Origin of the sequence: Elioraea sp. (genome assembly GCF_022842375.1) — a bacterium.
Classification (GTDB): Bacteria; Pseudomonadota; Alphaproteobacteria; order Acetobacterales; family Acetobacteraceae; genus Elioraea_A.
Genome location: NZ_JALHPR010000005.1, coordinates 1 through 14,296 on the forward strand (window position 1 = coordinate 1; position 14,296 = coordinate 14,296).

The 14,296-nt window shown below is 71.4% G+C and carries 11 protein-coding genes and 1 pseudogene; 6 read left to right on the forward strand and 6 right to left on the reverse strand.

Features of this window, described 5'->3' with window-relative positions; all coding sequences use genetic code 11:
* Positions 1-541, forward strand: a pseudogene (locus Q0C38_RS06075) (gamma-glutamyltransferase); the annotation flags it as partial.
* Between the two features lie 47 nt (positions 542-588).
* Positions 589-1,710, forward strand: coding sequence for a pyridoxal phosphate-dependent aminotransferase (locus Q0C38_RS06080; protein WP_291296375.1), 1,122 nt, complete (start codon positions 589-591; stop codon positions 1,708-1,710).
* Here Q0C38_RS06080 and Q0C38_RS06085 read toward each other — a convergent pair.
* Positions 1,704-2,861 carry an acyl-CoA dehydrogenase family protein gene (locus tag Q0C38_RS06085; RefSeq protein WP_291296181.1) on the reverse strand — a complete coding sequence of 386 codons (1,158 nt, stop codon included), beginning with the start codon at positions 2,859-2,861 and terminating at the stop codon, positions 1,704-1,706. The genes Q0C38_RS06080 and Q0C38_RS06085 overlap by 7 nt on opposite strands.
* Positions 2,862-3,016: 155 nt before the next feature.
* On the opposite strand from Q0C38_RS06085, the gene Q0C38_RS06090 reads away from it, so the two are divergent.
* Positions 3,017-3,706 carry a helix-turn-helix domain-containing protein gene (locus Q0C38_RS06090; protein WP_291296182.1) on the forward strand — a complete coding sequence of 230 codons (690 nt, stop codon included), beginning with the start codon at positions 3,017-3,019 and terminating at the stop codon, positions 3,704-3,706.
* 3 nt (positions 3,707-3,709) lie between these two features.
* On the opposite strand, the gene Q0C38_RS06095 is transcribed toward Q0C38_RS06090, so the two are convergent.
* The 3 genes from Q0C38_RS06095 to Q0C38_RS06105 are packed head-to-tail and all read right to left on the reverse strand — an operon-like array spanning position 3,710 to position 5,623.
* Positions 3,710-4,105 (reverse strand): nuclear transport factor 2 family protein, encoded by a 396-nt coding sequence (locus Q0C38_RS06095; RefSeq protein ID WP_291296183.1) that lies wholly within the window; start codon positions 4,103-4,105, stop codon positions 3,710-3,712.
* Entirely contained in the window at positions 4,053-4,727 is a 675-nt protein-coding gene (locus Q0C38_RS06100; RefSeq protein WP_291296184.1) for a hypothetical protein, read from the reverse strand. The genes Q0C38_RS06095 and Q0C38_RS06100 overlap by 53 nt, the downstream gene beginning before the upstream one ends.
* 44 nt (positions 4,728-4,771) lie before the next feature.
* Positions 4,772-5,623 carry a shikimate dehydrogenase gene (locus Q0C38_RS06105; protein WP_291296185.1) on the reverse strand — a complete coding sequence of 284 codons (852 nt, stop codon included), beginning with the start codon at positions 5,621-5,623 and terminating at the stop codon, positions 4,772-4,774.
* Positions 5,624-5,682: 59 nt separating this feature from the next.
* Between Q0C38_RS06105 and Q0C38_RS06110 the strand changes: the two genes are divergently transcribed.
* Entirely contained in the window at positions 5,683-6,390 is a 708-nt protein-coding gene (locus tag Q0C38_RS06110; RefSeq protein ID WP_291296186.1) for a helix-turn-helix transcriptional regulator, read from the forward strand.
* Here Q0C38_RS06110 and Q0C38_RS06115 read toward each other — a convergent pair.
* Positions 6,383-6,766: a nuclear transport factor 2 family protein gene (locus Q0C38_RS06115; protein ID WP_291296187.1), complete on the reverse strand. Its 384-nt coding sequence runs from the start codon at positions 6,764-6,766 to the stop codon at positions 6,383-6,385. The genes Q0C38_RS06110 and Q0C38_RS06115 overlap by 8 nt on opposite strands.
* 10 nt (positions 6,767-6,776) lie before the next feature.
* Positions 6,777-9,791 carry a ribonuclease E/G gene (locus Q0C38_RS06120; protein ID WP_291296188.1) on the reverse strand — a complete coding sequence of 1,005 codons (3,015 nt, stop codon included), beginning with the start codon at positions 9,789-9,791 and terminating at the stop codon, positions 6,777-6,779.
* A gap of 505 nt (positions 9,792-10,296) precedes the next feature.
* Between Q0C38_RS06120 and Q0C38_RS06125 the strand changes: the two genes are divergently transcribed.
* Together Q0C38_RS06125 and Q0C38_RS06130 are read left to right on the forward strand one after the other, a co-directional pair.
* A complete protein-coding gene (locus Q0C38_RS06125; protein WP_291296189.1) occupies positions 10,297-11,499 on the forward strand; it encodes an N-acetylmuramoyl-L-alanine amidase in 1,203 nt (400 codons plus the stop codon).
* Between the two features lie 117 nt (positions 11,500-11,616).
* On the forward strand, positions 11,617-14,271 hold the full coding sequence (locus tag Q0C38_RS06130) for a penicillin-binding protein 1A (RefSeq protein WP_291296190.1): 2,655 nt from the start codon (positions 11,617-11,619) through the stop codon (positions 14,269-14,271).
* The last annotated feature ends 25 nt before the right edge of the window (positions 14,272-14,296 follow it).

Below are 14,296 nucleotides of genomic sequence, written 5' to 3' on the forward strand. Positions count from 1 at the left end.
CGCGCTGGCCGCCGCCGCCGCGGCGCGGGCTGGGGCGTCACCCGCCACGCTGCTCGCCGGCACGATGCCGGCCGGCGGCGCTCTGCCGCCTGCCTTCGGCGCGACGACGGGGCTCTCGGTGGTTGACCGGGACGGACAGGCGGTGACCTGCGCCTTCACCATGAACAACCTCTTCGGCACGGGGCGGATCGCACCGACCTTCGGCCTCGTCCTAGCCGCTGCCCCGGGCATTGGCCAGGTGCCGCCCGCCATGCCCGCCGTGGTGATGGTGACGAACCCGAATGTCCGCGCCTTCCGCCTGGCCGGCACGGCCTCGGGCGGCGAGGTCGCGCCTGTTGCCCTCGGCCGTGCCGCCGCACGCGCGATGGGCGGCGAGGCCGCGCAGGCCGCCGTCGCCGCGCCGCGCACCTTCCGCGGGGGTGAGGACCGCACCGGCCGCGTGAACCTCGTCCACTGCGCCCGCTACCTGCCCGGCAACAACGGCGCCTGTTCCTGGGGCACCGACCCGCGCGGCTTCGGCCTCGCTGTTGGGGCCGATTGAGCGTGCTGAAGGTCGGGCGTGGGGCGGAGGCGCCGCCCTTCATCGTGATGGACGTGATTGCCGCGGCCAACGCGCGCGCCGCCTCCCTTGCGCCCGGCGATCCGCGCGTCATCCGCATGGAGGTGGGCCAGCCCTCGACCGGCGCCCCGGCCGGCGCGGTCGCCGCCGTGACTGCGGCGATGCAGGCGGGCGAGACGCTCGGCTACACCGAGGCCTTCGGCATCCGGCCGTTGCGCGAGCGGATCGCTTCCCTCTATGCGGAACGATACGGGCTCGCACTCGATGCGCGGCGCATCGCCATCACCGTCGGTGCCTCCGGTGCCTTCCCGCTCGCCTTCCTCGCCGCCTTCGACCGGGGTGACCACGTCGCGCTCGCCAGCCCGTTCTACCCGCCCTACGTGAACATCCTCACCGCGCTCGGCCTTCAACCCATCGTCATGGAAGCGGGCGCGGAAAGCCGCTTCCAGCCGACGGTCGCGATGCTCGAACGGCTCGATCCGCGCCCCGCGGGGCTGATCGTTGCAAGCCCGTGCAACCCGGCCGGAACGATGCTGCACCGTGACGAGCTCGCCGCACTTGCCGCGTGGTGCGAGGCCAACGGCGTGCGGCTGATCTCCGACGAGATCTATCACGGCCTCACCTATGGCGAGGCGGCGTCCACCGCCGCCGCGGTGTCATCGTCGGCGATCGTCATCAACAGCTTCTCGAAATACTGGTCGATGACCGGCTGGCGCATCGGCTGGATGGTGCTGCCCGACGATCTCGTCCGCCCGGTCGAGCGGCTGGCGCAGAACATGTTCATTTCCGCCCCCGGCATCGCGCAGGTCGCGGCGCTTGCGGCGATCGACTGCACCGAGGAGCTCGATCGCCACGTCGCGCGGTATCGTGCCAACCGCGTGCTGCTGCTCGAGGCGCTCCCGAAGGCGGGCCTCGACAGGCTCGCCCCTGCCGAGGGCGCGTTCTACCTCTATGCCGATGTCGGCCACCTGACGAACGACAGCGCCGCGTTCTGCACGCGCATGCTTGCGGAGATCGGCGTTGCCGCCACGCCGGGGGTGGATTTCGACCGCACCCGCGGCGCGCGCAGCATCCGCTTCAGCTTCTGCGGCGCGACCGAGGACATGGCCGAGGCCGCCGATCGCCTGACGCGCTGGCTCGCGCGTCAGTAGATCGTCTTCACCGGCAGGCCGAGCGCCATCGCCCCCGCATAGCGCGCCTGCGGCCCCTGGCGCAGCACGTGGAACCGCGCTCCCTGGACATCGCGGAACAGACGCTCGAGTCCCGCCTGCCGCTGGAACGCGACGCCACCCGCCAGTTCCATCGCGAGCTCGACCGTCCTGATCGCATGGTCCGCCACCAGCGTGCGGCCGGTCATGACGTCGTTCACGCTCTCGTCGGAAGGGTCGTTGCGCTCGGCTGCCGCGATCATCCAGCCATGCGCGAGCCGGGCGGCGCGCAGCGCGGTGTCCATCCGCCCGGCGAGGTTCAACGTGTCCTCGCTCGCCGCGCGCCGTTTCGCGAGCGTGATGGCGAGATCGCGCGCCCGTTCCGCCACGCCGAGATAGACGGCGTAGACGAGCGGGAAGGCGATGGTCGCGATGATCTGGAACACCGGGTGCCACTCGCCGGCGCGGCGCTTGAAGGCCACCTGGGCGTCGGGCACGAACAGGTTCTCGATCAGGATGTCGTTCGAACCGGTGCCGCGCATGCCGAGCGCGCGCCAGTTGTCGAGCACCCGCACCTCCGGCGCGTGCATCGGCGCACCGAAATGGATGACGCTGTCGCCCTCCGCCTCGTGCAGGATCGCCCCCGTCATCAGGATGTCGCCGACAGGCGAGCCGGAGGAGAACACCTTCCTCCCGCTGACGCGGTAGCCACCCTCGACGCGCACCGCCTCACCCGATCCGTCGAGCCAGTCTGACCCACCGCTCGAGAGGATGATGATGCGGTCATCGGCGACGCGCCGCAGCAGTTTCTCCGCAGCCTGCACATTGCGGTGCCTCCAGCGCCAGGCAGGCACGGCGACCTGGTGTGTGTGCATCGAGAAGGCGAGCGCGGTCGACGGGCAGCCATGCGCGAGCACGCGCAGCATGCCGGCCAGCGCGCGGATCTCCGCGCCGCCGCCGCCGAGCTCTCGCGGGACGCCCGCCTCGACGAGGCCCGCCTGCTTCAGCAGCGCGTAGTTGTCGCCCACGAAACGATCGGATGCGTCGAACCCGTCGGCACTCCCCGCCAGCGCGGGAACCAGCGCGGTGGCGCTGGCGATGATGTCGGGCAGCGTGGCCTCGCCGGCCGGGGCCGTGGTGACTGCGTCGGGCATGGTGCGTCCCTCCTTCGTTGATCGTTGGGGGAACACTGCTCGCGCGATGGTGCGTGGCGATAGTTCACGATCTGTACTGCGAACGGAACGGTATCGGCGCTATGGTGGGAGATCGGCGATCATCGGCACGACCGGCAGGACCGGGGGAGGGCGCGATGGATGACCGTGGATACGGCCAGTTCTGCCCGGTGGCGATGGCCTCCGAGATCCTCTGCTCGCGCTGGACCGTTCTCGTCCTGCGCGAGTTGCTGGCGGGAACGACGCGGTTCAACGAGCTTCGCCGCGGCGTGCCGCGCATGTCGCCCGCCCTGCTGTCGAAGCGGCTGAAGGAGCTCGAGCGCGCCGGCGTGGTGATCGCGGCCCCGGGGCCCAAGGGCGTTGTCGAGTATCGCCTCTCACAGGCGGGCGAAGATCTTCACCCGATCGTGATGGGAATGGGGATGTGGGGGCAGCGCTGGATCGAGAGCCAGCTGTCGCTCAAGAATCTCGACCCGTCGCTGCTGATGTGGGACATCCGGCGCAACATCGATCCGACGCCGCTGCCGCCGCGCCGATGCACGATTCAGTTTCAGTACCCCGAGCTTCCGCCCGTCAGGCAGAACTGGTGGCTCGTGGTCGATCATGGTGATGTCGATCTCTGCTCGGTCGACCCCGGGTTCGAGGTCGATCTCTTCGTGGTCGGTGCGCTCCGCAGCATGACGGCGGTGTGGATGGGGATCGCGGCGATCGGCCGCGAGGTGGAGGCGGGGCGGCTCGAACTCATCGGCGATGCTGCGGTGGCGCGCAGCATCCAGCAGTGGCTTTGCCTCAGCCCCTTCGCGCGCGAGACGCGGCGCGTACCGTGACGCCTAAGCAGCGCGGCGCAGCAGCTGGTCCATCGCGCGTGCGATCAGCAGCGTATCGGTCTGCTGCGCGAGCGCGGAGATCAGCCCGTCCCGCAGCTGCCACACATGCACGAAGGGTGCGTCGACAGGCGCGCCCGAGGCACGCAGCCTGCCCTCGTAGCGGCCAAGCACCACCACGGCGTCCTCCGCCGCGATCACCTGCTCGGGGATCGCCGACCAGGCCGCGAACAGAGCCTCCATCCGCGGCCACCACAGGCCGAGTACGGCGCGCTTGCCGAGATAGCGCCCGCCGACAGGGAAGCTGCGAGCGAGCGACCAATTGACCGCTTCGTCGAGGAGGGACGGGTCACGCGTCGCGTACCAGCGGCGGATGACGGCACGGTTGCGGTCGGCGATCAATCGCTGCGCTGACTTCCTCGGCATAGAGATGCGGCTCGATCGCCGCGACCACGTTGGCGGTGATCTCGTCCTGCACGGCGAAGATGTCGTCGAGTGACCGGTCGTACTTCTCGGCCCAGATGTGCTTGCCCGTCTCCGCGTCGACCAGATGGCCGGTGATGCGGATGCGCGAACCTGCCGTGCGCACGCTGCCCTCGAGCACGTAGCGAACCCCGAGCTCGCGCGCGACCTGCCGCACATCGACCGCGCGGTCGCGATAGGTGAAGGCCGAGTTGCGCGCGATCACGAAGAGCCAGCGCAAGCGCGACAGGGCGGTGGTGATGTCCTCCACCAGCCCATCGGCGATGAAGCCGCGATCCGGCTCGGCGCTCATCGTCGTGAACGGCAGCACGGCGATCGACGGGCCAGGCGAGGCGGCAGCCTCCGTCGATGCTGCGCGCAGTGCGAGGCCCGTGTGCGCCTCGACGATCGCGAGTGTGCGGTCGGAGTAGAGGCCGACGAAGAGCTTGTCGACCGTCGAGCGGCCGAGCTTTGTCTCGTGCGCGAACCGATCACGCGAGATCCGCTCCCGCGCCAGATGGTCACGCACGAGGCCTGCGATCCGTCTCTTCCCGTCGGTCATCCGGCACGTTCCCGCGCCAGTCTGCCGCAATCCGACCCCCCGCGTCAGGCCCCGATCGCCTGGTCGAAGCCAGCCGCCACCGCCTCCTCCGGCGGGGCGGTGCCGGAAAAGAGGGCAAACCCGTCCACCCCTTGGGCGACCGACATCGCGCGGCCCGGCACGACGCGCGCGCCGGCTGCCTGGGCCGCCGCAAGGAGCGGCGTCAGCGGCGGGTGATACACGGCATCGGCGACAAACATGCCAGGGCGGATCAGCTCAGCTGGTACCGGTGAGCGCGTGTCCGGCAGCATGCCGACGGGCGAGGCGTTGACGATGCCGGCGGCACCGTCCACCGCATCCTCCACGCGCGGAACGATCCGCACGCGATCCGTGCCAAGTGCGGCGGCCAGGGCAGCGCAGCGGGACGGGTCGGGGTCGAACACCGCGAGCGAGGGCGCACCGGCCTCGAGCAGCCCCCAGCCCATCGCCCGCCCCGCCCCGCCGGCACCGATCAACGCCACGGGCCCTGACGCGAGGCGGTTGCCGAGCGAAGCGGCGACGCGGCGAAACCCCGTCGCGTCCGTGTTGTGGCCCGAGAGCCTGCCATCGGCGCCGACGAGGATGACGTTCACCGCCCTGAGCGCCGCAGCTCCCTCCGACAGCGTGTCGATGAAGGGCAGCACCGCCTCCTTGTAGGGGAAGGTGACGTTGATGCCGGCAAAGCCGGTGAGCCTGATCGCGTCGATCATGCGGCCGAGCGTGGCCTGGTCGGCGTTCTCGACCGGCAGCAGCTGGTAGTGGACGCGGATGCCGAGGGCGGCACCTGCGCTCTCCATCATCGCCGGTGCGGCGGAATGCGCGATCGGGTAGCCGAGCAGGCCCAGCAGCAGCGTCCGGCCCGGCCTTGCGTATGGCATCACCCTGTCCTTTGCATTGCGTCGAAGCATTCGCGCGGATGCTGGCCTAGGCTCGCCCGATGTCAACGCCCGCAGCCCTCGCCCGCCTCGCCTCCCTGCTGGCCGATCCTGCCCGCGCGGCGATGGCGCAGGCGCTGATGGCGGGCGAGGCGCTGACGGCGGGAGAGCTTGCCCGCGCCGCCTCCATCACGCCGCCGACGGCTACCGCGCACCTGGCCAGGCTCGTCGATGGCGGGCTCGTGGCGGTGCATGCAGAGGGCCGGCACCGCTTCTTCCGCATCGCCGATGCCGCCGCCGCGGCCGCGCTCGAGGGCATGATGGTCGCGGCCCACAGCCCGCGCGCCGCGTGGCCCCACGGGCGGGGCCTGCGCGATGCGCGCACCTGCTGGGATCATCTCGCCGGCCGCCTCGGTGTCGCGCTGCACGCGGCCCTGGTCGGCCAGGGGGTGATCCGCCCGAGCGCCGGCGGCTGGGAGGCGACGGAGGCGGGAGAAGCACGCCTCGTGGCGCTTGGCGTCGACCTTGCGGGGGCGCGTCGCTCGCCACGCTTCGCGGCCGACTGCATGGACTGGTCCGAGCGTGTCCCGCATCTCGGTGGCGGGCTGGCGCGCGCGCTCTGCGCCCATTGCGTTGCCAAGGGCTGGGTCAGGCGCGGCGGCGGGGAGGGGCTTGCGCGCAGGCTCGCCACCGTCACGCCGGAAGGTGCGCGGGCACTGCGCGAGTCCCTCGGCGTCGCCTGGCCTTTCGAGACGGCCCTGCCTACCTGACGTCGGTGCGGTAGGTCTTGGTCACGATCCGCCAGCCGCCAAAGCCGGCGAGGCCGTCGAAGCGGCAGAGCGTCAGGTAGTCGGTGAAGAACTGCGGCGGGACGGCGCACTCGACCTTGGCGAGCGCCGTCTCCGGCCCCGAGAAATCGACCGTGACGATCCTGTCGTGCCGCGCGGCACCCAGGCTTTTCGGGCTCTGTCGTGCGCGCATCCGGCCGAACACGTCGGCCAGCGGCTCCGAGACTGGCCTGTCGGGACGGTTGGTGTGGAAGCGGCATTCCGGGTGGAACACCGCCTCCCACGCGGCGACATCGCCTTCGTAGAGCCCGTCGAAATAGCGGCCGAGCAGCGCCTCGATGTCTGCCAGCGCCGTCATCGCCTGCTGCTCATCGGCGCCACCAGCCGCGCTTCTTCGGTGCGTCGGAGGCTGGCTCATCGACCACGACCGGCTTGATCTCCATCGAGGCGATCGGGCCGGGTTCGGGAGCAGGAGCCTCGGGTGCTGGGGCCTCGGCAACGGCCGCCGGGACAGGCGGTGGCTCCGGTGCGGCCGGCACTGGTGCGGCCGGCTCTGGCGGGGCTGCTACGGCGCGCGGCTCCACCATCGCCTGCGGCGCCTCGTCGATTGCCTGCGGCAGCGGGGGCTGGGGCTCGGCCGGGGGCTGCGGCACGGTGGCGGCGAGGTCCTGCTCGAGCGCGTCGAAGAGGTCGAAGCTCGCATCATCGCCGAACGGGTTGGCCGGGGTGGCGCCCTGGAACAGCGGGCGTGGCACCGGGGCGGCCACTGGCGTCACCTCCGGGCTTGCTGCCGCTGCCGGCTCCTCCTCGCGGCGGCGGCGGCGGCCACCACGGCGGCCACGGCGGCGGCGGGCGCCGGCCTCCTCCTCGGTCTCGGCCGCACCCTTGGATGACGGTGCCCCGTCGTCGCCCTGTTCGTCGCCCTGTTCTGCCGCGATCGGGGTTGCCGTGGGGGCTGCCGTCGGGGTCATCACGGGGGCAGCGTCGCCGGGCAGTGCGCTGTCGGTGGTAAGGTCGGGTTGGTCGCCGATCCCGGCGGGGTTGGAGCCAGGCGCCGGTGCAACACCATCCTCGCGGCGGCCGCCACGGCGGCGGCGGCGGCGGCGGCGACGACGGTCACCCTCGCTCTCGGGCCCTTCGGCCTTGGCCGCACCCTCCGGTCGCGACTCGGATCTGGTCTCTGACCTTGCCTCCTGCCTTGCCTCCTGCCTCGCCTCTGGGCGCGGCTGACGCTCGCCACGCACGGCGCGCTGCGGCGGGGCCGCGGCTTCCTCCTCGTCCTCGTCCTCGAGGTCGGGGATGTCCTCCTCGTCGTCCTCCTCGACCGGCATGGGCGGGGGCAGCGAGGCGGGGGCGGCCATGGGTGCAGCCACGAGGGATGGTGGCTTGGTCCGCTCGATCTTCAGCGCCGGCGGCAGCAGCGTGTCATCGGCCGCGAACAGGATTCGCATCGCGAAGGCGGTCTCGAGCTCGATGAGGCGATAGCGCTTCATGTTCAGCAGGTAGAGGGCGACCGCCCCGGCGCAGCGGACCACGATCTCGCCCGCGCGGCGCTTGGCCGCCTCATCCTCGATCGCGCGCAGAACCTGCACCGCCGCACTCTCGGTCGAGCGGACGAGGCCCGTGCCGGCGCAGTGCGGGCAGGTGATGAAGGCCGTCTCGGTCAGGCTGGGGCGAAGCCGCTGGCGGCTCATTTCCATCAGGCCGAAATGGCTGATCCGCCCGACCTGGATGCGGGCGCGGTCGTTCTTCAGCGCCTCCTTCAGCCTACGCTCGACGGCGGCGTTGTTGCGCGCCGTCTCCATGTCGATGAAGTCGATCACGATCAGGCCGGCGAGGTCGCGCAGGCGAAGCTGGCGTGCGATCTCGTCAGCTGCCTCGCAATTGGTCTTGAGCGCCGTTTCCTCGATGTTGCGCTCGCGCGTCGCGCGGCCCGAGTTCACGTCGATCGCGACCAGCGCCTCGGTCTGGTTGATCACGATCGACCCGCCGGAGCGGAGCTCGACGCGCGCGTTGTGCATGGCATCGAGCTGCGCCTCGACGCCGGCGCGCGCGAACAGCGGCACGCCCCCGTCGCGGTAGAGCTGGACCTTCTTCGCATGCGAGGGAATCAGCATGCGCATGAAGTCCTTGGTCGTGCGGTAGGCGTCCTCGCCGTCGACCAGCACCTCGTCCACGTCACGCGAGTAGACGTCGCGGATCGCGCGCTTGATGAGGTTCGCTTCCTCATAGATCAGCGAGGGTGCAACGGAGGCGAGCGTGGTCTCGCGGATACTGTCCCACAGCCTGAGGAGGTACTCGCAGTCCCGCTTGATCTCGGCTTTCGGGCGGGCCGCGCCAGCGGTGCGGACGATGATGCCCATGCCCTTCGGCAGGGCGAGCTCCGTCATGACCTCGCGGAGGCGCTTGCGGTCGGTGGCAGAGGAGATCTTGCGGCTGATGCCGCCGCCGCGCGGGGTGTTGGGCATCAGCACGCTGTAGCGGCCGGCGAGCGAGAGATAGGTGGTCAGCGCCGCACCCTTCGTGCCGCGCTCCTCCTTCACCACCTGCACCAGCAGGATCTGCCGGCGCTTGATGACCTCCTGGATCTTGTAGTTGCGCAGGAAGCGCGGGTTGATCCGGCGCGGGCGATCCTCCTCGCCCTGCTCGCCCCCGCCGATCGTCTCCGGCGCGACAGGCTCGGCGACCACTTCGCCGATCTCGGTGGCGGTGCGGGCCGGCACCTCGTCATGGGCATTGTCGGCAACCTCGCCGTCCAGCGCGGCATCGGCCGGCGGGGGCAGCGTGTCAGGGTCCGCCGAGACAGTGTCGGCGTCCATGCGCGCGGGCTGGGCAGTCGGCGGCTTCGTCGTGGGTGTTGCCTCGGTGCCGTCCTCGGCCGGGGGCAGCGGCGGGAGATCGGGCAACGCCTCGGCGCGCGGCGGCTCGGGTGCGTCGAACGGGGGGATGTCGAGCGGGGGGATGTCGAGCGGCGTCGTCGGAAAGGCCTCTGCCTCGGCGGGGGCACCGGCCGCGACCGCGGGCTCGTCGGCCGCGGCCTGGGCGGCAATGGACGGCGCGTCCTCGTCCTCCTCGTCCTCCTCGTCCTCGGCGGCCTCTTCCTCTGCCAGCGCGAGCAGGCGCTGCCGGTCGGCGACGGGGATCTGGTAGTAGTCGGGGTGGATTTCGCCGAAGGCGAGGAAGCCGTGGCGGTTGCCGCCGAACTCGACGAACGCGGCCTGGAGGCTTGGTTCGACCCTCACCACCCGGGCGAGGTAGATGTTCCCCTTGAGGGTCTGCTTGGTTGACGTCTCGACGTCGAATTCCTCGAGACGGTTGCCGTCAAGAACGACGACACGGGTTTCCTCCGGGTGCGTCGCGTCGATCAGCATGCGCTTGGTCATGGATGGGATGTCTCCGCACCACGGCGGCAACAGGGCGCGAGGCCGCTGCCATGCCGTGGCGGCAAGGTGATGGGAGGGGGCCACCGGCGATCGCGGCGGTCCGGAGAGTCTGGGCGGCGCGGCAGTCGCGTCCGGTCATCGTTCCGTTCCGGCGGGCGCTGGTCACGCCCGGTGGCAAGGGCCCGGCGGAACGGGCGGCCCTGGTGCAGGTGCAGCGCGGAACGAAGCCACACGCGGAACCATTCCGGGCGCGGCGTCAGGCGCGGCACCCGCGGGCCACAGCGCCAGCCACGACCCGGTACCCGACATGACATAACCCGACATGAGGGACCAAGCGATGCGGCGGCGCGGCGAAGTCTCCGCGCGGGTGGCGCACAATGGCGCATGCCGGTCGCGATCACAAGAGCCGCGTCTCCTGCCGCAAGACTTCAGCAAAGCGTGGCAAGTCAATGAAATCCCTGATATGCTTTGGCGCTGGTCCGATCCACATGACGAAAGGTCGGCGATGCGGCTCGGTCTCGGGCGCCGCTTTCTGGTTACCGCGGGGCTTCGCGCAACGCTGGTGCTCCCCGCCGGCGTGCTCGCCTCGCGTGTCGCTGCCGCGTCCTCGGCGACCGGAGGTGCGATCGCGCTTGTCGAGGGGGAGACCGTGCTCACCCTCGCCACCAGCCATGCGCCCGCCTACTCCATCTTCACCCTTGGCACCCCGCCGCGCCTGGTGATCGACCTGCCAGGCATCATCTGGTCGGGCGGCACGCCGCCTTCCGGCGCGGGGCTCGTGCGTGGCATGCGCGTCGGCCTCAACCGCCCCGGTGTCACGCGCGTCGTGCTCGACCTCGCCGGCCCGGCAGCGCTCGGGCGTGTCGAGGTCGTGGCGCAGGGCGGCGGCAAGGCGCTGCTGGTCTCGCTCGCGCCGGCCTCGGAGCAGGTATTCCTTCGCCAGACCGCCAGCAGCGTCACGCCGGGGGCTCCAGCGCAACGCGACGAGTTGGCCCAGGCGCCGCCCGCCCGCAAGCCGATGGTGATGCTCGATCCTGGCCATGGCGGCCGCGATCCTGGCGCGATCGGGCCGGGGCGGACGCAGGAGAAGCACATCACGCTCTCAGCCGCGGCGGAACTGCGTCGCGCGCTCGAGCGTGGCGACAAGGTGCGCGTGGCGATGACGCGCACGCGCGACGTATTCGTCCCGCTGCCTGACCGGGTGCGTGCCGCGCAGCGTGCCGGGGCCGACCTGTTCGTCTCGATCCACGCCGATGCGCTCGATGACCGCTCCGTCCGCGGCGCGTCCGTCTACACCCTCTCCGAGCGCGCCTCCGACCCGCTGGCCGAACGTATCGCGCGGAACGAGAACGGGGCTGACCGTTTCGCCGGCCCCGCCTTCACGGGGGTGAGCCCAGAGGCCGCGCGCATCCTCATCGCGCTCGTGCGTCGCGACGCGCTGAACGGCGCTGCACGGATGGCGAAGCTCACGGTCACGAGCCTGTCGCAGGAGGTGGCGATGCTCCCGAACAGCCACCGCTTCGCCGGCTTCGTGGTGTTGAAGGCGCCGGACATTCCCTCGGTGCTGGTCGAGATGGGATTTCTCTCGAACCGGCAGGACGAGCTTCTGCTGCGCCGGCCGGAACATCGCCGCCTTCTCGCCGCGGCAATGGCGCGGTCAATCGAAGGCTGGTTCGGCGAAGTGGGGGCGATCCAGACCGCAGGTTGACCGAATCAACCTCAGGTAGCAATTGGTCGCATGCAGTGGCGCGACGCGCGGGTTTGTGCATCTGCCCTGCTGCCCTTGCCGCTGCCGAACCGGCGCACGACGTGTTATTCGAGCAGCATGCACGCCGACAAACCCCTCGCCGCGCGATCGGGCGGTACGCCGCCCCAGGGAGCGCCGCACGACGCTGCGCCCGAGGGCACCGCGCCGCCTCGCAAGGGCCGCAAGCGACCCCGCCGTGGCCTGTTCGCGCGCTTCGTCTCGGCCGTTCTATGGCTCGGCGTGATCGGCGTCGTCGTGGGCGGTGTCGGTGCCGTCGCTCTCTGGCAGCATTTCTCGCGGGACCTGCCTGACCATGCACGCCTGGCCGATTACGAGCCGCCGGTGATGAGCCGCGTCTACGCCGGCGATTCGCGGCTGCTGGCCGAGCTCGCGTCCGAGCGTCGCGTGTTCGTGCCGATCGTCGCCATCCCCAAGCTCGTACAGGACGGGTTCATCTCGGCCGAGGACCAGAATTTCTGGACCCACCCCGGCATCGACGTGCTGGCCATTGCCCGCGCGGCCGTGACCAACCTCCAGCAGATCGGCCAGGGCCGCCGCCCCGTGGGTGCCTCGACCATCACGCAGCAGGTCGCCAAGAACATGCTGCTGGGCAACGAGGTGAGCATCGAGCGCAAGGCGCGGGAGGCGATCCTCGCGCTCAGGATCGAGCAGGTGCTGCCGAAGGAGCGCATCCTTGAGCTCTACCTCAACGAGATCTTCCTTGGGCAGAGCGCCTATGGGGTGGCTGCTGCCTCGATGGCCTATTTCGGCAAGGCGCTCGATGAGCTGACGGTGGCCGAGGTGGCGTTTCTCGCCGCACTGCCGAAGGCCCCGAACAACTACAATCCCTTCCGCTTTCCCGAGGCCGCGAAGGGCCGCCGCGACTGGGTGATCGAGCGCATGGCCGAGGATGGCGCGATCACCGCCACCGCTGCCGCCAGCGCCAGGGCAGAGCCGATCACCGTCCGCCCCGCCCGCTTCGCCGAACGCGTGCCGGCCGAGTACTTCGCCGAGGAGGTGCGCCGCCAGCTGATCGACCGGTTCGGCCAGGAGGTGACGACGCAGGGTGGGCTGACCGTGCGCACCAGCCTCGATCCCGTGATGCAGGAGGCGGCCGACCGGGCGCTACGCGACGGGCTGATCGCGTATGACCGCCGCCGCGGCGGCTGGCGCGGCCCGGTCGCGCGGGTCGAGATGCCGCCCGAACGGCTTCGCACGGCCTGGACGGAAGCGCTCGCGGCCCAGGCGCGACCGGCCGGTGCGCTTGCCGGCTGGCGCCCCGCGGTGGTGCTCGAGCTCGGCGACCAGGAGGCGCGCGTCGGCCTTCTCGAGCGCGGTGCGCGCCCTGGCGTGCCGCCGCAGCCACGCATCCTCGCGCTGCCGATGTCGGAGATGGCCTGGGCCCGAAGGGCGCTGCCCGAGAACCGCCTCGGCCCCGTGCCGCGCAGGCCAGCCGACGTGCTGAGCCCAGGCGACATCGTGCTGGTCGAGCTGCTTGAGGCCGAGCCGGCCGTTGCCGCCGCGCGCGGGCGGCCGGCGCGCGCCGCGCTGCCCGAGCGCCTCGCCCTGCGCCAGATGCCTGAGGCCGAAGGAGCCCTCGTCGCGCTCGACCCCAACACGGGGCGCGTCCTCGCTCTCGCCGGCGGCTGGAACTTCGAGCGCAGCTGGTTCAACCGCGTGACGCAGGCGAGCCGCCAGCCAGGCTCGAGCTTCAAGCCCTTCGTCTATCTCGCTGCCCTCGAGCGCGGCATGTCGCCGGTGCAGAAGATCCTCGATGCCCCCTTCGTGGTGGACCAGGGACCGGGGCTCGGGCGCTGGCGGCCGACCAACTACACGGCCGGTGAGTTCGGGGGGCCGACGCCGATGCGCGTCGGCATGGAGAAATCGAAGAACCTGATGACGATCAGGCTTGCCGAGATGGTCGGGCTTGGCGCAGTGGCCGACGTCTCCGCACGCACCGGCGTGATCCCGAACCTGCAGCGCAACTACTCCATGGCGCTCGGTGCCGGCGAGACGACGGTCCTGCGCATGGCAGCGGGCTATGCTGCGTTCGTCAATGGCGGCCGGCAGGTGGCGCCGACGCTGATCGACACGGTGCAGGACCGCCAGGGCCGCGTGATCTACCGCGCCGATGGGCGTGAGTGCGCCGGCTGCGTCGCGGATGCACCGGGCGGCGCCCCGCCGGAGGCACCCGACAACCGCCCCCGCGCGACCGACCCCGGCAGCGCGTTCCAGATGGTCTCGATGCTCCAGGGCGTGATCCAGCGCGGCACCGGCGGGCGTGCGGCGATCGACCGCCCGGCGGCCGGCAAGACCGGCACCACCAACGACTTCCTCGATGCCTGGTTCGTCGGCTTCACCCCCGATCTCGTGACGGCGGTGTGGATCGGCTTCGACGAGCCACGCCCGCTCGGCGACAACGAGACGGGCGGCCTGGTCGCTGCCCCCGTGTTCAGCGCCTTCATGCGCGAGGCCCTGCGTGGGCGCCCCGCCCTGCCGTTCCGCACCCCGCCAGGGCTGCGCATGGTGCGTGTGAACGCGGAGACCGGCGAGCCCGCAGGCCCGGGCGAGCGCAACGTGCTGATGGAGGCGTTCAAGCCCGGCACGGAGCCAGGCTCCGCTGGTGCGGCCACCGGCGTGCTTGGCGGCGGGGCGCAGGCCGAGGCAGAGGGTGCGACCACCTCGCGCCGCCCGGCCGCGGCGCTGGACGCCGGCCTCGGCGGGTTGTACTGACGCGACCCGTTTCGTTGATCGTCGG

What these genes read in the sequence shown, in the direction of transcription:
- Q0C38_RS06080 (WP_291296375.1), top strand. Translation starts at nt 589, where the DNA reads ATGGACGTGATTGCCGCGGCCAACGCGCGCGCCGCCTCCCTTGCGCCC.
- Q0C38_RS06085 (WP_291296181.1), bottom strand. Translation starts at nt 2,861, where the DNA reads ATGCCCGACGCAGTCACCACGGCCCCGGCCGGCGAGGCCACGCTGCCC.
- Q0C38_RS06090 (WP_291296182.1), top strand. Translation starts at nt 3,017, where the DNA reads ATGGATGACCGTGGATACGGCCAGTTCTGCCCGGTGGCGATGGCCTCC.
- Q0C38_RS06100 (WP_291296184.1), bottom strand. Translation starts at nt 4,727, where the DNA reads ATGACCGACGGGAAGAGACGGATCGCAGGCCTCGTGCGTGACCATCTG.
- Q0C38_RS06105 (WP_291296185.1), bottom strand. Translation starts at nt 5,623, where the DNA reads ATGCCATACGCAAGGCCGGGCCGGACGCTGCTGCTGGGCCTGCTCGGC.
- Q0C38_RS06110 (WP_291296186.1), top strand. Translation starts at nt 5,683, where the DNA reads ATGTCAACGCCCGCAGCCCTCGCCCGCCTCGCCTCCCTGCTGGCCGAT.
- Q0C38_RS06115 (WP_291296187.1), bottom strand. Translation starts at nt 6,766, where the DNA reads ATGACGGCGCTGGCAGACATCGAGGCGCTGCTCGGCCGCTATTTCGAC.
- Q0C38_RS06120 (WP_291296188.1), bottom strand. Translation starts at nt 9,791, where the DNA reads ATGACCAAGCGCATGCTGATCGACGCGACGCACCCGGAGGAAACCCGT.
- Q0C38_RS06125 (WP_291296189.1), top strand. Translation starts at nt 10,297, where the DNA reads ATGCGGCTCGGTCTCGGGCGCCGCTTTCTGGTTACCGCGGGGCTTCGC.
- Q0C38_RS06130 (WP_291296190.1), top strand. Translation starts at nt 11,617, where the DNA reads ATGCACGCCGACAAACCCCTCGCCGCGCGATCGGGCGGTACGCCGCCC.